This window comes from Pseudomonas sp. GM48, from assembly GCF_000282335.1.
Lineage (GTDB): Bacteria > Pseudomonadota > Gammaproteobacteria > Pseudomonadales > Pseudomonadaceae > Aquipseudomonas.
The window spans coordinates 1-20087 of record NZ_AKJM01000072.1 but is presented as its reverse complement, the minus strand read 5'-3'; the positions used below and the strand labels follow the sequence as shown (position 1 = coordinate 20087).

The following is a 20087-nucleotide window of genomic DNA, read 5'->3' as shown; positions in this document are numbered from 1 at the left end:
CGGGCTTGCTCGCGAAGAGGCCGGCACATTCAACATCTATGTTGACTGCCACACCGCCTTCGCGAGCAAGCCCGCTCCCACAGTTTTGATGCGTGAACCCCATCAAATCCGCTAGTCCCATTGGACGATGTTGGCCCTCGCCGAACCCGTTTGAATAGGCCCTACATAAAGTCTCCCCCGGCAGTCGCCGAAGGGTGGCACCGCCTGAGTAAAACGAGGAGTGCATCCATGGATATCCGTGGTCTGGGTTACGTCACCCTGCTGTCCAGCGACCTGGCGCAATGGCGTCATTACGCAAGCCAGGTGCTGGGCATGATGGTCAGCGGCAACGATGAGTTTCTGTACCTGAAGATGGATGAGCGTCACCACCGCATCCTGGTGCAGAAAAATGCCGACAACGGCTTCGGTGCCTGCGGCTGGGAAGTGGCTGGCAAAGCGGCTCTCGAGCAGGCGGTCCTCGAGCTGCAACAGGCCGACGTGCAAGTGACCCGTGGCACCGCGGCCGAGGCCGAGCTGCGCAAGGTCCAGGAGCTGGTGCACTTCAGCGACCCGGATGGCAATCGCCACGAAATTTTCTGGGGCCCGTTGCAGGACTTCGCCCGATTCGTCTCGCCGGTCGGCGTCAAAGGTTTTGTCACCAACGACCTCGGCATGGGCCACGTGGTGCTGCCGGCACCGACCTTCGAGCGCTGCCGCGATTTCTACGAACAAGTGATGGGTTTCGGCCTGTCGGACCTGATGAAAGTCCGCTTCACCCCGGACCCGGCCGAGCCGCAAAAGCGCATCCACTTCCTGCACTGCAACAACGGCCGGCACCACTCGCTGGCGATTTTCGAGTGCCCGATGCCCCACGGCTGCGTGCACATGATGGTCGAGGTCAACGCGCTGGACGAAGTCGGCCGCGCCCTGGACCGCGTCCATGCCAACGGCGTGAAGCTGTCGGCCACCCTCGGCCAGCACACCAACGACCAGATGATTTCTTTCTATATCAAGACCCCGTCCGGGTTTGACCTGGAGTACGGCTGCGATGGCCTGGTGGTCGACTGGGACCGCCACACGCCGTTCGAAAGCACCGTGGTCAGCCACTGGGGCCACGACTTCAGTGTCGGTCGCCAATGAGGAACATGACGATGGACAAGCAAATGAGCACCGCCGAGATCGTCGGCCAACTGCGTGACGGCATGACCATCGGCATCGGTGGCTGGGGCCCGCGCCGCAAGCCGATGGCGCTGGTGCGGGAGATTCTGCGCTCGGACCTGAAAGACCTGACCGTGGTCGCCTACGGCGGGGCCGATGTCGGCATGCTCTGCGCCGCCGGCAAGATCAAAAAACTGGTGTTCGCCTTCGTTTCCCTGGATTTCATTCCGCTGGAGCCGTACTTCCGCAAGGCGCGGCAGGAAGCGGCGCTGGACGTGATGGAAATCGACGAAGGCATGCTGCTGCTCGGCCTGCGGGCGGCGGCGATGAATGTGCCGTTCATTCCGACGGCGGTGGGCCTGGGCACCGATGTGCTGCGCCACAACCGCCAGATCAAGTTGATTGCTTCGCCCTATGCCGATGGCAAGGACTGGGTGGCGATGCCGGCGCTCAAGCTCGACGCGGCGCTGCTGCATGTCGACCGTGCCGACAAGCGCGGCGTGTGCCAGATCAGCGGCCCTGATCATTACATGGACGACCTGTTCGTGCGGGCCGCGACCCACAGCTACGTGACCTGCGATGAACTGGTCGACAGCGAGTATTTCCACCAGAACAGTGCTCACGCCCATCAAGTGTTTTGGGAACGCAACCTGACCACCGCCGTGGCACACGTGCCGGGCGGTGCGCATCCGTCGTCCTGTGCGCCGCTGTACGGTTTCGACGTCGCGCACTTCAAGGCCTACAACGCTACGGTGCAGGCCGCCGATGGCTGGGAAGGGTACGTGCGCGACTACGTCGACTGCACCCACGAACAGTATCTGGACAAGGTTGGCGGCCTGGCTGCGATCCGTGAACTGCCGTTGCCGATTTTCTAAGGAAGCCTTCCGATGAGCACTACTGATTACAGCCTCGCTGAGTTGATGATTTGCGCCGCGTCTGAAGCCTGGCGCGAAGACGGCGAAGTGCTGGCCACCGGCATCGGCGTGATCCCGCGCCTGGCGGCATCCTTGGCCATGCTCAGCAGCAACCCGCAACTGCTGATGACCGACTCCGAAGCCTACATGGTCGCCGAACCGGTTCCTTTGGGCGCGCGCAGGGGCTACGAGCCCAAGCGCGACAGCTGGATGGGTTTCTCGCGGATTTTCGACAACGTCTGGGGCGGTAAGCGCCATGCACTGGTCGGCCCGACCCAGATCGATCGTTTTGGCCAGGCGAACATTTCCTGCATCGGCGACTACGCCAAGCCCAAGGCGCAGATGCTCGGTGTGCGCGGTTTCCCCGGCAACTCGATCAGCCACGCCAACTCGTTTTGCGTGCCGAGCCATAACCGTCGGGTGTTCGTCGAATGCGAGGTCGATATGGTCGCCTCGGTCGGCTACAACCCGGCCCGCCTGGCGCGGGGCTGGTCGCTGGACGACATCGACATCCGCCTGATCATCACCGACCTCTGCGTCCTGGATTTCCAGGGCCCGCAACGGCAGATGCGCATTCGCTCGCTGCACCCCGGCGTGACGGCGGCGCAGGTCCAGGACAACACCGGGTTCGAGTTGCACGTGCCGGACGATTGCCCGACCACCGCAGCCCCGACCGTCGAGCAATTGCAGCTGATCCGGCGTCTGGACCCGCACAACCTGCGCGCCCTGCAGCTCAAAGACAACCCGCCAGGCCAGCGCTGAGCGCCCGCGTTTTCGGAGACAAGTGATGGCTGAACATAACGACAAGAACGAGGCCGAAGTGGTCCTGTACGAAGTGCGCGAGGCGGTGGCAATCGTCACCATGAACCGCCCCGAGTACCACAACGCACAGAACTCGCAGATGACTTATGCGCTGGACGCGGCGTTTCGCCGGGCCTGCGATGACGATGAAGTGAAGGTCATCGTGTTGCGCGGCGCCGGCAAGCATTTCTCCGCCGGGCATGACATCGGCACGCCGGGGCGTGACGTCGACAAAACGTTCGATCGGGCGAGCCTTTGGTACGACCACACCAACAAACCGGGTGGCGAGTTTCTCTATGCCCGCGAGCAGGAAGTCTATCTGGGCATGTGCCGGCGCTGGCGCGAGATGCCCAAGCCGACCATCGCCATGGTCCAGGGCGCGTGCATTGCCGGTGGGCTGATGCTGGCCTGGGTCTGCGACCTGATCGTCGCCAGCGAGGATGCTTACTTCGCCGATCCGGTGGTGCGCATGGGCATTCCCGGGGTCGAATATTTCGCCCATGTGCATGAACTCAATCCGCGCATCGCCAAGGAGTTCCTGTTCCTTGGCGAGCGCATGCCGGCACCGCGTGCCTATCAGATGGGCATGCTCAATCGGGTGGTTGCTCGCGACGAGTTGGAGCAGCAGACCCTCGACATCGCCGGGCGCATCGCCCAGATGCCGCGCCTGGGCCTGCAACTGAGCAAGCAAGCGGTGAACAACGCCGAAGACCTGATGGGCAAGCGCGCGACCATGGACATGGTGTTCGGCCTGCATCACTTCGCCCACGCCCACAACGAACTGGTGTCCGGCGACCGCCTTGGCGGCTACGACGCCAAGGCCATGGCCAGTTCGCAACGTAAAGCGGGCGGGGCGTGAGCATGACGATTTCGTTGAATACCCGCCTGACCGAACTGCTCGGTTGCCGCTACCCAATCATCCAGACCGCCATGGGTTGGGTCGCCGACCCGAAACTGGTGGCGGCCACGGGCAATGCCGGCGGTTTCGGTTTTCTCGCCGGGGCGACCATCGAACCACAGCACATGGAAGCGACGATCCTCGAAACCAAGCGCCTGACCGATCAGCCGTTCGGGGTGAATTTCCACATGTACCAGGCCAATGCCGGCGAGATCGTCGAGCTGGTTTTGCGCCACAAAGTCCGGGCGGTCAGTTACAGCCGATCCCCTGGCAAGCAGATGATCAGTCGCTTGAAAGACGCCGGCGTGGTGTGCATTCCCACGGTCGGCGCGCTCAAGCATGCGCAGAAAGCGGTGGAAATGGGCGCTGATGCGGTGACGGTGCAAGGCGGCGAGGGTGGGGGGCATACCGGCTCTGTGCCGACTTCGCTGCTGCTCGATCAAGTGGTCAACGCCGTGTCGGTGCCGGTGGTGGCGGCCGGCGGTTTCAAGGACGGTAAAGGCCTTGTGTCGGCCCTGGCCTACGGTGCCGAAGGCATCGCCATGGGCACACGCTTTTTGATGTGCGCCGACAGCCCGGTGCCGCAGGCGACCCTGGCCCGTTACCTGGCAGTGAAAGACCCGGCGGCGATCATCATCAGCCGTGCCATCGACGGCATGCCGCAACGGATGATCCGCAACGAATTGCTCAACCAGCTGGAAAACAGCGGCGGTCTCAAGCGCCTGTTGCTGGCCTTGCAGAGTGGTTTGGCCTACCGCCGCCACACCGGCATGAGCCTGACGCAACTGCTGACCAGCGCACTGAAGATGCGCGGTGCCGGAGAGCTGACCGCCGCGCAAAGCATCATGGCCGCCAACGCGCCGATGGTGATCCAGAAAGCCATGGTCGACGGGCAACCAGCTGCCGGCGTGTTGCCTGCCGGACAGATCGCCGCATCCATCGACAGCTTGCCCAGCTGCGCCCAATTGATTGAACAGATCGTCCGCGACGCCGAAGCGCGCCTGGGCGAGCTGTGCCGCCGTGTGTCGTGAAGGGGCCATGTATTGTGAAGGAAGGAAACCATGAAACCATTTAGCGTCAGCATCGAAAATGGCATTGCCGAACTGGTGTTCAACCGGCCACCGGTCAACGCTTTCAACTGCCAGGGCTGGGCCGATATCGCCAGCGAGATCGAAGGCCTGGGCCGCAACAGCGATGTGCGGGTGATCGTGATTCGCGCCGAAGGTCGCGGCTTCTGTGCCGGGGTCGATATCAAGGAACTGGCTGCCGACGGCAACCTGATCGTCGCGGTGAACAAGGGCAACTACGACAGCTTCAAGGCGATCCACCGCAACCCAAAACCGGTGATCGTCGCCGTGCACGGCTTCGTGCTGGGCGGCGGCATCGGCATCTGTGGCGCCGCTGACATCCTGGTGGCTTCCGAGTGCGCCACCTTCGGCGTGCCGGAAGTGGATCGCGGGGCCATGGGCGGCGGCGCGCATTTGCAGCGGCTGTTCCCGGTGCAGAAAGTCCGCCACATGTACTTCACCGGCGAACCGATCGACGCCGCCGAGGCTTACCGCCTGGGCGCAGTGGAGCGGGTGGTCAAGCGTGAAGACTTGCGCGAAGCCGCGTTGCAGATCGCCCGCACCATCGCCGTCAAGAGCCCGGGCATGATCAGCCTGGCCAAGGAAGCGCTGACCGGCATCGAAGACGGCAATCTGGAAGACAAATACCGCTGGGAGCAGGGCTTCACCCTCGAAGCCTACCGCTCACTGGACTCTCAGGAAGCACGCGACTCGTTCGTCGAGAAACGCGATGCCCGATTCAACGGCTGAAGGCATATTCATGGACCTGATCTATACCCCGGCCCAGCAGGCCTTTCGCTTTGATGCGCGAACCTGGCTGGCGGCCAATGTACCGAGTGAACCGCTGCAATCGTTCGACACCGAACAGGGCTTTGCCGAGCACCGCGCCTGGGAAGCCAAACTCAACGAAGGCCGTTGGGGCATGGTCACCTGGCCGACCGAACTCGGCGGGCGCGGCTGCGACCTGATCGAATGGCTGATTTTCGAAGAGGAATACTACCGTTCCGGGGCACCGGCACGGGTCAACCAGAACGGTATCTTCCTGCTCGGCCCGACCCTGATGGAGTACGGCAGCTTCGATCAGAAAGCGCGCTTCCTGCCGCGCATGGCCACCGGCCAGGACATCTGGGCCCAGGCCTGGTCCGAGCCGGGTGCCGGTTCCGACATGGCGGCGATCCGCTCCAAGGCGGAACGGGTGGGCGACCACTACGTGATCAATGGCCAGAAGACCTGGTCGACCCGCGCGGTGTGGGCCGATTGGGCGTTCGGTATTTTCCGTACCGACTCGCAGTCCCAGCGTCATCACGGCCTGACCTTCATCCTGCTGCCGCTGGACACGCCGGGCATTACCGTGCGGCCGATTCCGCAGCTCAACGGCTTGCCGGGGTTCGCCGAGATCTTCTTCGACGACGTCAAGGTGCCGGTGGAAAACGCCCTCGGTGGCGAAGGCATGGGCTGGCATGTGGCGATGTCCACCGCCGGATTCGAGCGCGGTTTGCTGCTGCGTTCGCCGGCACGCTTCCAGGAAACCGCCAAGCGTCTGGTGCAGTTGTACCTGGCCAACCGCGAGCATGCCGACCGCGACCCGGCCATCGGTGAGGCAGTGATGCGCGCCTGGCTCGATGCCGAGGCCTACACCCTGGGCACCTACATGACCGCCTCGCAACTGGTGCAGGGCGGCAAGATCGGGCCGGAGTCGTCGACCAACAAAATCTTCTGGTCGGAGCTCGACCAGCGCATGCACGACACCGCCATGAGCATTCTCGGTTTGCGTGGCGAGTTGCTGCCCGAAGCGCCGGCCGCTGGTGATGTCGGTCATTGGCTTGAAGGTTTCCTGTTTGCCCAGGCCGGGCCGATCTACGCCGGCACCAACGAGATCCAGCGCAACATCATTGCCGAACGCATGCTCGGCATGCCGCGTGCCTGAGGAATAGACCATGGACTTTAGTTTCAGCCGCGACCAACTGCTGTTTCAGGACAACGTCCGCAGCTTCCTCATCAACGAAGTCACCCCGGAACGCATCCGCGAACTGTGGCAGAGCGACAGCGGGCGCAGCGAGCGACTCTGGGCGCAACTGGTGGAACTGGGCCTGACCGCCCTGACCGTGCCCGAGGCGCAGGACGGCATGGGCATGAATGAGCTGGACTTCGTGCTGATTGCCCAGGAATGCGGTTACGCCGGCCTGCCTGAACCGCTGGTGGACACCATGCTGGTCGGCGTGCCGTTGCTCGCTGCCCTTGATGAGCAACACGCTTCACTAAAGCAGACTTGGCTGTCACGGGTCGCTGAGGGACGCGCGCGTCTCGCAGTTTCCGAACCGGGCAATCCGCTGGTCAGCGATGCCCACGTTGCCGATCTGCTGTTGCTGGCCAATGGCGACGAGGTGCATGCGCTGGAGCGCGACGCCGTGCGCCTGACCCGCAACGAGTCGGTCGACCCGAGCCGTCAACTGTTCCAGGTCGAATGGACGCCGACTCCCGCTACTTGCGTGGCCAGCGGCGAACAAGGACGGCGCTTGTGGGCAGCCGCCTTCAACCGTGGCGCCCTCGCCAGTGCTGCGCAGTTGCTGGGGCTGGCCAAACGCATGGTCGACCTGGCGGTGGACTACACCTTCGAGCGCAAGCAGTTCGGCAAACCGGTGGGTTCGTTCCAGGCGGTCAAGCACTTGATGGCCAACGTCGCGGTGCAGATCGAGTTTGCCAAAGGCCCGCTCTACCGCGCCGCTTATGCGCTGGCCGAACAGCAGCCGGGGCAGGACGTGCTGGTGTCCCACGCCAAGCTGGCAACGGCGGAAGCGGCGATGCTCGCGGCGAAGAACACCATCCAGGCCCACGGCGCCATGGGGTACACCTGGGAAGTCGACCTGCATCTGTTCATGAAACGCGCCTGGGCGCTGGACAAGGTCTGGGGTGATCGCGGCCGTCACAAAGGGCGGATTCGCGCGGCGTTGTTTGACGGGCAACTCGCGCTGGGTGCGGGCAGTACTTTCTAACGGCGACTGTGGTTGATGCCCGTCAGTAAGAGCGCCGAATACCCTGTGGGAGCGGGCTTGCTCGCGAAGGCGGCATGGCAGGCAACATCAATTTTGAATGTGCCGGCCTCTTCGCGAGCAAGCCCGCTCCCACAGGTTATCGGCGCCTGATTTTACTTTTTATACCGAGGTAGACCATGCCTGAAGCTTATATCGTCGACGCCCTGCGCACGCCCACCGGGCGGCGCAAGGGTGGTCTGAGCCAGATTCACGCCGCCGACCTTGGCGCCCACGTATTACGTGCGCTGGTCGAGCGCAATGACATTCCCGACGAGGATTACGACGACGTGATCTTCGGCTGCGTCGACACCATCGGCCCCCTGGCCGGGGATATTGCCCGCACCAGTTGGCTGGCGGCCGGCCTGTCGCAATCGGTGCCGGGCACCACCATCGATCGCCAGTGCGGTTCGTCCCAGCAAGCGGTGCACTTCGCCGCCCAGGCGGTGATGAGCGGCACCCAGGACGTGGTCATCGCCGGTGGCGTGCAGACCATGACCCAGATCCCGATTTCCTCGGCGATGATCGCTGCCGAGCCCTTGGGTTTCACCGATCCGTTCAGCGGCTCCGAAGGCTGGGTGCGGCGCTACGGCGCGCAACCGCCGACGCAGTTCCGTTCGGCGCAGATGATCGCCGAAAAGTGGGACTTGTCCCGGGCGCAGCTTGAAGCCTATTCGCTGGAGTCCCATCGACGGGCCTTGCAGGCCATCGAGCAAGGCCGCTTCAACCGCGAAATCGTGCCCCTGGTCGGCGTGCTGCATGACGAAACCCCGCGCCACACCAGCTTGGAAAAAATGGCCGAGCTGGAATTCCTGTTCGGCTGCGACCGGGTCACCGCCGCGGTGTCGAGCCAGACCTGCGACGCCGCCAGCGCGATGCTGATCGTCTCGGAGGCGGCGCTCAAGCGTTACGGCCTGACGCCACGGGCACGCATCCACCACCTGAGCGTGCGCGCCGAAGACCCGATCTGGATGCTCACCGCACCAATCCCGGCCACCGCCTACGCGCTCAAGCGTGCCGGCATGAAGCTCGAAGATATCGACCGCGTGGAGATCAACGAAGCCTTCGCTTCGGTGGCCATGGCCTGGCTCAAAGAGACGGGCTATCCCCACGAACAGACCAACGTCAACGGCGGCGCGATTGCCCTCGGCCATCCGCTGGGCGCCACCGGCACCCGCTTGATGTGCAGCCTGCTGCATGAACTCGAACGCAGCGGCGGTCGCTTTGGCATGCAGACCATGTGCGAAGGCGGTGGGCAGGCCAACGTGACCATCATCGAACGCCTGTAAATCAGAACACCACCAATCCCTGTGGGAGCGGGCTTGCTCGCGAAGGCGGAGTGTCAGCTACATCAATGTTGTTTGACCCACCGCCTTCGCGAGCAAGCCCGCTCCCACAGGGGATTGTGTCGATTAGTGAAGAATTTGAAGGAATAGACCGATGAAAATCTGTGAAAACCGCGTCGTGATCATCACCGGCGCCGGTGGCGGTCTGGGCCGCGCCTATGCACTGGCCTTCGCCGCCGAAGGCGCGAAAGTAGTGGTCAACGACATCAACCGCGAAGCGGCACTGGCCGTGGTCGGCGAAATCCTCGGCCAGGGTGGCAGCGCCGTGGCCAACAGCGATGACATCACCTGCTACGATTCGGCAGGGTTGATCGTGCGCCAGGCCATCGAAACTTTTGGCGACCTGAACGTGGTGGTCAACAACGCCGGCATCTGCCGCGACCGCATGTTCGCCAGCCTCAGCGAATCCGACTGGGACGCCGTGGTGGCCGTGCACCTGAAGGGCCACTTCTGCATTTCCAGCCACGCCGTGAAGTACTGGCGTGAGCAGGCCAAGGGCGGCGCCAAGGTCGATGCGCGGATTATCAACACCAGTTCTGGCGCCGGTTTGCAGGGTTCCATTGGTCAGTCCAACTACGCAGCGGCCAAGGGCGGTATTGCTTCGCTGACGCTGGTACAGGCGGCTGAACTGCGTCGCTACGGGATCACCGCCAACGCCCTGGCGCCGGCCGCGCGGACCGGGATGACCGAGCAGGTGTTCGCCGACACCATGAAAAAGCCCGAAGAGGGCTTCGATTACTTCGCCCCGGAAAACGTCGCGCCGCTGGTGGTGTGGCTTGGTTCCGAGGCGTCCGCTGACGTCACCGGGCAGATGTTCGAAGTCGAGGGCGGCAAGTTGTCGATTGCCGACGGCTGGCGTCGTGGCCCGCAACTGGATCGCCAGGGCCGCTGGGCGGTCGGCGAGATGGGCGATGCCGTCGCACAGCTTGTGGCTCAGGCCGTTCCGGCAGCCAAAGTGTACGGCAGCTGAAAAAGACCGGTCTCAGATGGGCGGCGCACGGCTATAATCGGCCAAAATCGAACCCCTGTGGGAGCGAGCTTGCTCGCGATGGACTCCAGCGCGACGCGTGTATTCAGACAGAACGCGTTATCGTTCACGTCCATCGCGAGCAAGCTCGCTCCCACAGGTTTCCCGCGATCCTCCCGTCACCACACGAGACCTGCCATGACCATTTCCCTGTATGACGCTTCCGTGCCTGTTTTCCAGCAAATGCTCAACGCCCTGAGCGATGTACTGAAAAAGGCCGAGGCTCACGCCACCGAAAAAAACATCGACCCTAACGCGTTCCTGCAAGCGCGCCTGTTCCCGGACATGTTCCCGCTGGTGCGCCAGGTGCAGATCGCCGTTGATTTCAGCAAAGGCGTTTCCGGTCGCCTGGCCGAAGTCGAATTGCCGAAGTACGACGACAGCGAAACCACCTTCGCCGAACTGCAGGCGCTGATCGCCAAGGCCCTGGCTTTCATCGGCAGCATCAAACCGGAGCAGATCAACGGCAAGGAAGGCATCGAGATCGTCACCCGTCCGGGCACGCCGAAAGAGAAGCGCTTCAGCGGCCAGTCCTACCTGCTGACCTACGGCCTGCCGCAGTTCTTCTTCCACGTCACCACCACTTACGCACTGCTGCGCCACAATGGCGTGGAAGTGGGCAAGCGCGACTACATGGGCGCGTTCTAAACCGTCCAGGTACAAAAAAGCCCCCGCAACCTCAGGTTGCGGGGGCTTTTTCATGTGTACGCATTGTTCAGCTACACCGCAAGTCCTGTGGGAGCGGGCTTGCTCGCGAAAGCGGTGTTCCAGCCAACGTTAATGTTGAAGCTGATGGCGCCTTCGCGAGCAAGCCCGCTCCCACATGGGGCGGTGGGGTCAGGCCAATCGTGCTGTCTTCTGCTCTTCACCCAGGCAAGCCGCCGCGGTGAACAGCACATCGGTGGACGAGTTCAGCGCGGTTTCCGCCGAGTCCTGCAATACGCCGATGATGAAACCGACCGCCACCACCTGCATGGCGATCTCGCTCGGGATGCCGAACAGGCTGCACGCCAGCGGGATCAGCAACAGCGAACCACCCGCCACGCCCGAAGCACCGCAGGCGCAGATCGCCGCGACGACGCTCAGCAGGATCGCAGTCGGAATGTCCACCGCGATACCGAGGGTGTGCACCGCTGCCAGGGTCAGCACGGTGATGGTGATCGCCGCGCCGGCCATGTTGATGGTCGCGCCCAGCGGGATCGATACCGAGTAGGTGTCTTCGTGCAGGCCCAGGCGCTTGCTCAATTCCAGGTTGACCGGAATGTTCGCTGCCGAGCTGCGGGTGAAGAATGCAGTGATGCCGCTCTCGCGCAGGCAGGTCAGTACCAGCGGGTACGGGTTGCGGCGCAGTTTCCAGAACACGATGAGCGGGTTCATCACCAGCGCCACGAACAACATGCAGCCGAGCAGTACGGCCAGCAGGTGCGCGTAGCCGATCAAGGCGCCGAAGCCGGAGGTGGCGAGGGTCGAGGCCACCAGGCCGAAGATACCCAGCGGGGCGAAGTTGATCACCAGGCGCACGATCACCGTCACGCCGTTGGACAAGTCGCCCAGCACTTCGCGGGTGGTGTCGCCGGCGTGGCGAATGGCGATGCCCATGCCGATGGCCCACGCCAGAATGCCGATGAAATTGGCGTTCATCAGGGCGCTGACCGGATTATCGACCACGCTCAGCAACAGACTTTGCAGCACTTCGCCAATCCCGCCTGGCGCCGTGACCGCGACGTCCTGGGTCGACAGCACCAGGCTCGACGGGAACATCATGCTGGCAACTACCGCAACCACGGCGGCGGCGAAAGTGCCCAGCAGATACAGGAACAGAATCGGCCGGATGTGGGTTTCCTGGCCGTGCTTGTGGTTGGCAATCGATGCCATGACCAGCACGAACACCAGAATCGGCGCGACGGCTTTCAATGCGCTGACAAACACTTTGCCGATGAACGCCGTGGACTTCGCCGCGTCAGGGGCAAACAGGGCCAGGGCAATACCGGCGATCAGGCCGATCACAATCTGCGTGACCAGGCTCAGGCGTTTGAGGCGTTGCAATAGAGAAGGGGATGAAGCAGTCATAAAACGGCATCTCTGATTTTTTTAGGTGCAAGGTTTCGCAGGTGTGCAGCAACAAACAGGGCAGGCCGCAGGCAGGAAACCGAGAAGGAAACACGGAGCTAATGCCAGCGCTGATTCCTGTGGCGAGGGAGCTTGCTCCCGTTGGGCAGCGAAGCGGCCCCAAAAAAATGGGCCTGCTGCGCAGTCCAGCGGGAGCAAGCTCCCTCGCCACAGGTTCAGTGTCTCGGCTTAACCGATCGGCATTAACCACAGGGTGTACGTTTTTCAGGGCGCGGACTTTATCACAGCGTAGGCACGATCTTTCAGACCTGTGACGATCCGCCACTCGGGCAATCAACGAGATCGGCAGGTTCGTGCAACCGCGTGCGGAAACACTCTGTTAAGCTTCGCCATCCTCATTTTCATGTCTGCCAGTGGGCCTTCGGGCTATCGCTGGTGTCGTCGTTTTCTGGAGTTGTGCATGCGGTTGTTGCCCATTCTTCTGTTGTCTGCCGCCGGTTTCACGGTGCTGACCACGGAATTCATCATTGTCGGCCTGTTGCCGGCTATCGCCCGCGACCTTGACGTCAGCATCCCGCAGGCCGGGTTGCTGGTGACTCTGTTCGCCTTCACTGTGGCCGCATTCGGGCCGTTTCTGACTGCCTATTTCGCCCGCTTCGAGCGGCGCAAGCTGTTCATCTCGGTGCTGATCCTGTTCGGCCTGGCCAACACGCTGGCGGCGCTGGCGCCGAACATCTGGGTGATGGCGTTCGCGCGGCTGATCCCGGCGCTGGGGCTGCCGGTGTTCTGGGCGCTGGCCAGCGAGACAGCGGTGGACATCGTCGGGCCGGATTACGCCGGTCGCGCCATCGCCAAGATCGGCTTCGGCATTGTTTGCGCCACGGTATTTGGCATTCCGGTGGGCACGCTGATTTCCGATGCATTCGGCTGGCGCAGTGCCTTTGCCATTCTGGCGGTCATCGCCTTTGCCAAGGCGTTGCTGCTGTTTATCTACCTGCCGAAGACCAACTTGCACCAGCATCAGGTGAGTTTCATTTCGCAGTTCAAGATCCTGCGCAGCCCGCTGATGCTGGGGCATGTGTTGCTGTCGGTGATTGTGTTCAGCGGCATGTTCACGGCCTATACCTATTTGGCCGATATCCTCGAGCGTCTGGCGGGCTTTAACGGCACCGTGGTCGGCTGGTGCCTGATGGGCTTCGGCGCGGTCGGTCTGATCGGCAACTCTCTGGGCGGCCGGGCGGTGGATCGTCATCCGCTGATGGCGTCGATGATGTTTTGTGCATTCATGATTGCCGGCCTGGTGGCGCTGGTGCCGAATATCCATTCGCCGGTCGGTCTGGCGGCGGCGATGGGCATCTGGGGCGTGACCCAGGCAGCGTTGTTCCTGGTCAGCCATGTGCGCCTGATGAAAGCCGCACCCGAGGCGCCGGCGTTCGCCGCGTCGCTGAACATCGCCGGGGCCAACCTCGGCATTGGCCTGGGCGCGATGATCGGTGGGCGGGTTATCGACAGCGTCGGCCTGCAAGGCCTTGGCTTCGCCGCCGCCGCGTTCATTCTGGCCTCGATCCTGCTGGCCATCGCCTTGATGACGTTCAAGCCACGCGAAGAGGTTACAGCGCTGTAAACAGCTGACGTCGGGCACCTTCGGTAATGGCAACAATGCCGGGGTGCCTGACCTTGCGCTCCACTGAGATGGCATAGAACGACTCGCTCACCGCGTCGGTCTGGCCGATCACTTCCACGCCGTATTGGCGTTGCACTTCATCGGCAATCACGCTCGGGCCGATGAAAATCCCGCTGCCGGATTGGCCGAAGGCCTGCATCAGGGCGCTGTCGTCAAACTCGCCGATAATTTGCGGCTGGATCTGCTGCTCGGCGAACCAGCGCTGCAAACGGCTGCGCACCACGGTTTCCGGACCGGGAATCAGCAGCGGCGCACCGTGCAGATTGCGCGGAAAGTCGTGACCGTAACGTGCCGCCAGCTCAGGGGTGGCAAAGAAGCTGATCCCGCACTCACCGAGTTTCTGGCTGTAGCCCTTGATGTCCAGGTGCGACGGCATCGGGCTGTCGGAAATCACCAGGTCCAGGCGCTGGATCGCCAGGTCGGCCAGCAAGCGTTCTAGTTTGTCCTCGCGGCAAGTGATGCGCAGTGGTTCGCTCAGCTCCATGGTCGGTGCAATCAGGCGATAGACGATGGACTTGGGCACTACGTCGGCCACACCGACGCGAAACAGAATCTGCTGTTCATTGGGTTGTGCCCGCAGCATCAGCTCCAGTTCGCCGCCCAGCTGAAACATTTGCTCGGCGTAGGGCAGCGCCTGGCGTCCGGCTTCAGTGAGTTCAAGCTGCCGTCCGACCCGCCGAAACAACTCGATACCAAAAGTCTGTTCCAGCAGTGAAATCTGCCCGCTGATGGTTTGCGGCGTGAGATTCAGTTGCTCGCAGGCCCGCACGATGCTGCCGGTCTTGGCCACCACCCAGAAGTAATGTAACTGCCGATAGTTGAGCATGTTGGTCTACAGTTCGTAAAAACCGAAGTATAACCGCTGAAAATACGAATTTTCCTGAAGTGTTTGCTTCCCTAGAATGCGTCGCTATCAACGGGCCATCGTTCAGGTCCCGTTTGTTCTATCGAGGAAAGCATCATGAAGCTGAAAACCACGGCACTGTTGATCACGTCTTTACTGGTACTGGCCGGTTGCGACCAGGCTGAGAAAAGCGCGCAACAGTTGATGGGCAAGGCCGCCGAAAGCGCCAAACAGGCGATTGACGATACCCACAAGGCCGCCGAACAAGCGCTCAGCGATGCCACCAGCGGGTTGAGCGGCAAAAAAGAATCGCCGGAAAAAGATGCGGAAAAATCCGAATCTTCCTCCCAGGAAATCTAAACCGTATTACAACGAGTCAGGACTGACCCATGGACTACCTTTTACAACTTGCCGCCAGCCCCACCGCCTGGGTCGCCCTCGCCACCCTGGTAGTGATGGAAATCGTGCTCGGCATCGATAACCTGATCTTCATCTCGATCCTGACCAACAAACTGCCCGAGCAGCACCGGCAGAAGGCGCGACGCATCGGTATCGGCATGGCGCTGATCCTGCGACTCGGCCTGTTGAGCACCATTGCGTTCATCGTCCAGTTGACCGCGCCGGTGATCGAGATTCTCGGCCACGCGCTCTCCTGGAAAGACATGATCCTGATCGGCGGTGGCCTGTTCCTGTTGTGGAAGGCGACCACCGAGATCCACCACAGCATGGACCCGGCCCCGGAAGATCCGACCTCGAAGACGTCGACCGTGACCCTGGGCTTTGCCGCTGCGATCGGTCAGATCCTGATGCTGGACATGGTGTTTTCCATCGACAGCATCATCACCGCAGTCGGCATGACCGAGCACCTGCCGATCATGATCATCGCGGTGGTGGTGTCGGTGCTGGTGATGTTGTTTGCGGCTGATCCGCTGGCCAAATTCATCAACGATAACCCGACGGTGGTGATGTTGGCGCTGGGCTTCCTGATCATGATCGGTATGACGCTGATCGCCGAAGGCTTTGGCGCCCATGTACCGAAAGGCTACGTCTATGCGGCCATGGCATTCTCGGCTTCGATCGAGATGTTGAACATGATGTCCCGCCGGGCCAGGCAGAAGCGGATTGCCGCTGAAGCTTAATCGTCGCTGAAAGGAACGGCCGCCTGAACTCCAAGGAGTGCTGGCGGCCGTTTTTGTTTGCATCGGCTAAAAGTCTTTGTCAGTGAGCGTTGGCGTGTTGGCTCGGCGTCTTGTCCGTTTTCGGCGCAGGTGCTGGCTGAACAGGGTGATGGTGGCGACGGGTAATGCGCAGCACGCCCCACAGCATGGCGCCGGCTACCGCCAGCCAACCGGAAATCAACATCACAATGATCATTGTCAGGCTCATCTGTGCCTCCTCTTTGCCCTGTTACGGGCACACACGCATTGCTGCTGTCGCTTCAGGGAACAGTCTAGCCGTTGCTGCATTTCAGGCTATTGACCGAAAGTCGCCTGTCACCAACCAGTTCGCTCTATCGAATGCACTCAACTACCGTTTAGAGCTATACCGTAGCGGCGCGGCAACCTATGATCGACAACCAAGCCGGGAGTGGGGTTGCCTGGCGTTTGAACCTGAACAAGAGAGAGATGATGGTGCGGGTATTTTCTCGAATTTTGTCGGCCATGCTGATAGCCGGTTGCGTGGCAAGCCTGGCGGGCTGTGCCGGGAGCGTTGCGCCCGAGATCAAGCGCTTGCCGGAGCGTGTCGAACTCAGCGGCCGATTCTATCGGGGCGATGCCTATCAAAGCGGGCCGCAGGTGCTGGCCAGCATGCTGTCCCAGCAGGGCATCGTGATCACCCCGGGTTTGCTCGACAAGCCCTTGCATTTGCCGGGGGGCGAAGCCCAGTTGCAACAGAACATGCAGAACCTGGCCCGCGAGTACGGGATGGTCGTTTATCCCGTCGACAGCAACCTTCCGGCTTTGTTGACGCAAGTCGCCGCCGGATATCCGGTGATGGTGCGCTTCACTGAAGGCTCGGCCATGTGGGCCGAACCGCGTTACGCCATTCTTGCCGGCTACAACCGTCAGAAGCAGACGGTCCTGCTGCGCGCCGGGATGAATCGCCGCGAACTGATGAGCTTCAGTTCCTTCGAGTCGGCGTTCAAGGACGCCGGTGGTTGGGCCGTGCTGATCCAGAAGCCGACGCAGATCCCGGCCCAGGTCGATCAGCAGCGTTGGCTCAAGGCCGCCAACGATCTGGCTCAGGCCGGTCAGGAACAAGCGGCGACCAGGGCTAAAAAGGCCTTGGCCGCGCAGTAAGTCCGTTGGTCACCCGACGGGCACCATCGCCCGTCGCCAGCCTCTGATCTATAACGGCCTGCAACCATCGGTTCGAGATCAGGAGGTGCCCATGGCTCATCCCCCCACGCCTGTCGGCCCGCATTCATCTGAACATTCCTCCGGTGATGAACTGGGGTTCGACCCGGATTCCCCGGACCTTTCCGATCCTCAGGTTGATCCCGTCGGACCGGCCAAGGCACCGAGGGATGTGAAACCGGGCGACAACCCCAAGGCCCCGGCCAAACCCTACGATCCACTGGGTAATCTGAAACCCTAGGTCCAACGACTGAATGACTGGCGAAAAAAGGCCCCGATCGATCGTTATGCTGTTCACTTAAAAGATAGAGCGAACAATAAGCAACCTGTGGCGAGGGAGCTTGCTCCCGTTGACTGCGCAGCAGTCCCGCTTTTGGGGCCGCTTCGCAGCCCAGCGGGAGCAAGCTCCCTCGCCACAGATACAGTGTTCGTCCTTAAGTGAACAGCTACCGATCGATCGGGGCTTTGTGCGTTGCTGTTTAGTTACTTCGAAGCTTCAACTACACCACTCTGGCGCTGCTTGAGGTTCTTGTCCGATTTGTACTGCAGGGCTGCAGAAGCCACATTGGCGCTCTTGCCAGTTTCGACCCAATTGCGGATGCGGGCAGCATCGGCAAAGTGTGTGTATTTGCCATAAGCGTCCAGGAGCACCAGGGCAACCGGACGGTTACTCATCCGGGTCACCAGCACCAAGCAGTGACCGGCTTCGTTGGTGAAACCGGTTTTCGTCAGTTGAATGTCCCAGTCCGGCTTGCGGACCAAATGGTCGGTGTTGCGAAAGCCCAGGCTGTAGTTGGGTTTACGGAACGAGACGGTTTTTTCCTTGGTCGTGCTCAGCTCTGTCAGCAACGGGTATTTGTGCGCGGCGATTAACAGCTTGCTCAGGTCGCGAGCGGTCGACACGTTGCGCGGGGAAAGACCAGTCGGCTCGACGAAATGCGTGTTGGTCATGCCCAGTGCCCGGGCCTTGGCGTTCATTGCAGCAATGAACGCGGCATAGCCGCCCGGATAGTGGTGCGCCAGAGTCGCGGCGGCGCGGTTTTCCGAAGACATCAGGGCAATCAGCAGCATTTCCCGGCGCGGCAGTTCGCTGCGCAGCTTGACCCGGGAGAACACGCCTTTCATTTCCGGTGTGTCGCTGATGTTGACATCGATGTATTCGTCCATGTTCTGCCGGGATTCAACCACGACCAGGCCAGTCATCAACTTACTGACGGAAGCGATCGGCACCACCACGTCAGGGTTGCTGGCATAGATGACTTTGTTGGTCTGTATGTCCAGCAGTAAGGAACTGCCGGAAGCGAGCTTGAGTGTCTTCGTCTCTCGCGGCGCTGCGGTGGTCTCGTCAGCACTGGCGATTGGCGTGAGGAAAACCCCTGTAACTGCAAAAAATAGGCTCAGGATGGAAAGACGGATTTTCACGCTGGCAGACTCGTAAAGTGTTGATAAGCCGTTTTGTAACGGGCTATTTCGTAAAAAGCGCGACATTCTGGAGTATGGCTGAATAACTGTCGATGGTTGTTCAAGTAACAGGTGAAAGTCCTGAGAAACATGAAAAAAAAGTCATTTTCCGTCGGGTGGTCGAGCTTGTTTCGCAGGCAAAAAAAACCCCGCCAAGGCGGGGTTCTTTGACACGCTGTCAGCGTCTGCAGTGAAACTCAGCTGTGCAGGGTTTCAGCGGCGTACAGGGTGTTTTCCAGCAGGCAGGCACGGGTCATCGGGCCAACGCCGCCCGGTACCGGAGTGATCCAGCCGGCGCGGGGCAGGGCGGTTTCGTAGATGACGTCACCGACCAGCTTGCCGTCGTCCTGACGGTTGATGCCGACATCGATCACGATCGCGCCTTCCTTGATCCATTCGCCCTTGACCAGGCCCGGCTTGCCGGCGGCAACGACGACCAGGTCCGCGCGGCCGACATGGCCGGCCAGGTCCTTGGTAAAGCGGTGGGTGACTGTCACGGTGCAACCGGCCAGCAGCAATTCCATCGCCATCGGGCGGCCAACGATATTGGACGCACCGACCACCACGGCATTCATCCCGTAGAGATCGGCCCCGGTGCTTTCCAGCAGGGTCATGATGCCTTTGGGGGTGCATGGGCGCAGCAGCGGGATACGCTGGGCCAGGCGACCGACGTTATAAGGATGGAAACCGTCGACGTCTTTGTCCGGACGAATGCGCTCCAGCAGTTTGGAGGCGTCCAGGTGTTCGGGAAGCGGAAGCTGAAGCAGAACGCCGTCGATTGCTGGATCGTCGTTCAGGCGATCGATCAGGTCGGCAAGCGCTTCTTGAGTGGTTTCGGAAGGCAGGTCATAAGCTTGGGATAGAAAGCCGACCTCTTCACAGTCTTTACGCTTGTGCGAGACATAAACCTGAGAGGCAGGATCGCTGCCGACCAGGATCACCGCAAGGCCGGGCGTGCGCAGGCCTTGCTGGCGACGCTCGGTGACACGTTGGGCGATCTGCTGGCGCAGGCTGGCGGCGATCGATTTGCCGTCGATAAGTTGTGCAGTCATTGCGCGTGATTAACCATCGAGAGGGGAAAAAAAGAGAACGCATTCTCGCATGTCATGCGGTGAGGGCAAAGGCGCTTGGTCTGCAAATTCCCCTAACTCCTTTAATTAAATGAATTTTTTTCAAAAAGGATTTGACGACCTTAAGGGGGCTCTATACTATTCGTCGCACTTGTCGGGCACAGCCTAGCACTGGTTAAGAAGGTTGAGCAGGATTACGATTCTGCAAGACTGGAAAGCACTTAGTTTGTAGTCCTCCAAGGTTACAGCTAACAAGGCGCCCGTAGCTCAGCTGGATAGAGCATCCGCCTTCTAAGCGGATGGTCGCAGGTTCGAGTCCTGCCGGGTGCGCCATTAGGCAGCATTGGCACAAGTAGCGCGATATGGTGGGCGTAGCTCAGTT

At 61.4% G+C, this 20087-nt stretch carries 21 protein-coding genes and 1 tRNA gene; 17 read left to right on the top strand and 5 right to left on the bottom strand.

Annotated features, from left to right (window positions below; translation table 11 throughout):
- Window positions 1-228: 228 nt before the first annotated feature.
- The 11 genes from PMI28_RS15600 to PMI28_RS15650 all read left to right on the top strand — a co-directional run bounded on the left by PMI28_RS15600 (window position 229) and on the right by PMI28_RS15650 (window position 10867).
- A complete protein-coding gene (locus tag PMI28_RS15600; RefSeq protein WP_007986527.1) occupies window positions 229-1119 on the top strand; it encodes a VOC family protein in 891 nt (296 codons plus the stop codon).
- A gap of 11 nt (window positions 1120-1130) precedes the next feature.
- Window positions 1131-2012: a CoA transferase subunit A gene (locus PMI28_RS15605; protein WP_007986525.1), complete on the top strand. Its 882-nt coding sequence runs from the start codon at window positions 1131-1133 to the stop codon at window positions 2010-2012.
- Window positions 2013-2024: 12 nt separating this feature from the next.
- Window positions 2025-2813 carry an acyl CoA--acetate/3-ketoacid CoA transferase subunit beta gene (locus PMI28_RS15610; RefSeq protein WP_007986523.1) on the top strand — a complete coding sequence of 263 codons (789 nt, stop codon included), beginning with the start codon at window positions 2025-2027 and terminating at the stop codon, window positions 2811-2813.
- 25 nt (window positions 2814-2838) lie between these two features.
- Window positions 2839-3711 carry an enoyl-CoA hydratase gene (locus PMI28_RS15615; protein ID WP_007986522.1) on the top strand — a complete coding sequence of 291 codons (873 nt, stop codon included), beginning with the start codon at window positions 2839-2841 and terminating at the stop codon, window positions 3709-3711.
- Window positions 3712-3713: 2 nt separating this feature from the next.
- Window positions 3714-4781 (top strand): NAD(P)H-dependent flavin oxidoreductase, encoded by a 1068-nt coding sequence (locus PMI28_RS15620; RefSeq protein ID WP_007986521.1) that lies wholly within the window; start codon window positions 3714-3716, stop codon window positions 4779-4781.
- 30 nt (window positions 4782-4811) lie between these two features.
- The gene (locus PMI28_RS15625; protein WP_007986520.1) at window positions 4812-5567 is read left to right on the top strand and encodes an enoyl-CoA hydratase family protein; all 756 of its coding nucleotides are present in this window, start codon (window positions 4812-4814) and stop codon (window positions 5565-5567) included.
- 10 nt (window positions 5568-5577) lie between these two features.
- Window positions 5578-6744, top strand: coding sequence for an acyl-CoA dehydrogenase family protein (locus PMI28_RS15630; protein ID WP_007986519.1), 1167 nt, complete (start codon window positions 5578-5580; stop codon window positions 6742-6744).
- 10 nt (window positions 6745-6754) lie between these two features.
- Window positions 6755-7810 carry an acyl-CoA dehydrogenase family protein gene (locus PMI28_RS15635; protein ID WP_007986518.1) on the top strand — a complete coding sequence of 352 codons (1056 nt, stop codon included), beginning with the start codon at window positions 6755-6757 and terminating at the stop codon, window positions 7808-7810.
- Window positions 7811-7986: 176 nt separating this feature from the next.
- Complete coding sequence (locus PMI28_RS15640; protein WP_007986515.1) at window positions 7987-9135, top strand: acetyl-CoA C-acetyltransferase; 1149 nt, start codon at window positions 7987-7989, stop codon at window positions 9133-9135.
- Between the two features lie 151 nt (window positions 9136-9286).
- Window positions 9287-10162 (top strand): SDR family oxidoreductase, encoded by an 876-nt coding sequence (locus PMI28_RS15645; protein ID WP_007986512.1) that lies wholly within the window; start codon window positions 9287-9289, stop codon window positions 10160-10162.
- 195 nt (window positions 10163-10357) lie between these two features.
- Window positions 10358-10867 carry a DUF1993 domain-containing protein gene (locus PMI28_RS15650; RefSeq protein WP_007986510.1) on the top strand — a complete coding sequence of 170 codons (510 nt, stop codon included), beginning with the start codon at window positions 10358-10360 and terminating at the stop codon, window positions 10865-10867.
- Window positions 10868-11056: 189 nt separating this feature from the next.
- Here the strand turns inward: PMI28_RS15650 and sstT are convergent, their stop codons facing one another.
- Window positions 11057-12289 (bottom strand): serine/threonine transporter SstT, encoded by a 1233-nt coding sequence (gene sstT / locus PMI28_RS15655; protein ID WP_007986508.1) that lies wholly within the window; start codon window positions 12287-12289, stop codon window positions 11057-11059.
- A 460-nt stretch (window positions 12290-12749) separates the two neighbouring features.
- Here sstT and PMI28_RS15660 point away from each other — a divergent pair, with 460 nt between their 5' ends.
- The gene (locus tag PMI28_RS15660; protein ID WP_007986506.1) at window positions 12750-13913 is read left to right on the top strand and encodes an MFS transporter; all 1164 of its coding nucleotides are present in this window, start codon (window positions 12750-12752) and stop codon (window positions 13911-13913) included.
- On the opposite strand, the gene nhaR is transcribed toward PMI28_RS15660, so the two are convergent.
- Entirely contained in the window at window positions 13900-14799 is a 900-nt protein-coding gene (gene nhaR / locus PMI28_RS15665) for a transcriptional activator NhaR (protein WP_007986504.1), read from the bottom strand. The two genes, PMI28_RS15660 and nhaR, sit on opposite strands and share 14 nt — an antisense overlap.
- 135 nt (window positions 14800-14934) lie before the next feature.
- Between nhaR and PMI28_RS15670 the strand changes: the two genes are divergently transcribed.
- Together PMI28_RS15670 and PMI28_RS15675 are read left to right on the top strand one after the other, a co-directional pair.
- Complete coding sequence (locus tag PMI28_RS15670; protein ID WP_007986502.1) at window positions 14935-15177, top strand: hypothetical protein; 243 nt, start codon at window positions 14935-14937, stop codon at window positions 15175-15177.
- A gap of 29 nt (window positions 15178-15206) precedes the next feature.
- Window positions 15207-15956 carry a TerC family protein gene (locus PMI28_RS15675; protein ID WP_007986500.1) on the top strand — a complete coding sequence of 250 codons (750 nt, stop codon included), beginning with the start codon at window positions 15207-15209 and terminating at the stop codon, window positions 15954-15956.
- 79 nt (window positions 15957-16035) lie between these two features.
- Here the strand turns inward: PMI28_RS15675 and PMI28_RS30770 are convergent, their stop codons facing one another.
- On the bottom strand, window positions 16036-16203 hold the full coding sequence (locus PMI28_RS30770) for a hypothetical protein (RefSeq protein WP_007986498.1): 168 nt from the start codon (window positions 16201-16203) through the stop codon (window positions 16036-16038).
- A gap of 179 nt (window positions 16204-16382) precedes the next feature.
- On the opposite strand from PMI28_RS30770, the gene PMI28_RS15680 reads away from it, so the two are divergent.
- Window positions 16383-17117 (top strand): peptidase C39 family protein, encoded by a 735-nt coding sequence (locus PMI28_RS15680; RefSeq protein WP_007986495.1) that lies wholly within the window; start codon window positions 16383-16385, stop codon window positions 17115-17117.
- A gap of 91 nt (window positions 17118-17208) precedes the next feature.
- A complete protein-coding gene (locus PMI28_RS15685; protein ID WP_007986494.1) occupies window positions 17209-17415 on the top strand; it encodes a DUF6021 family protein in 207 nt (68 codons plus the stop codon).
- 242 nt (window positions 17416-17657) lie between these two features.
- Here PMI28_RS15685 and pbpG read toward each other — a convergent pair whose 3' ends face one another.
- Window positions 17658-18596 carry a D-alanyl-D-alanine endopeptidase gene (pbpG, locus tag PMI28_RS15690; protein ID WP_007986491.1) on the bottom strand — a complete coding sequence of 313 codons (939 nt, stop codon included), beginning with the start codon at window positions 18594-18596 and terminating at the stop codon, window positions 17658-17660.
- Window positions 18597-18832: 236 nt separating this feature from the next.
- Window positions 18833-19687 (bottom strand): bifunctional methylenetetrahydrofolate dehydrogenase/methenyltetrahydrofolate cyclohydrolase FolD, encoded by an 855-nt coding sequence (folD, locus tag PMI28_RS15695; protein ID WP_007986489.1) that lies wholly within the window; start codon window positions 19685-19687, stop codon window positions 18833-18835.
- Window positions 19688-19961: 274 nt separating this feature from the next.
- Between folD and PMI28_RS15700 the strand changes: the two genes are divergently transcribed.
- A tRNA-Arg gene (locus PMI28_RS15700) sits at window positions 19962-20038 on the top strand.
- Window positions 20039-20087: the final 49 nt, after the last annotated feature.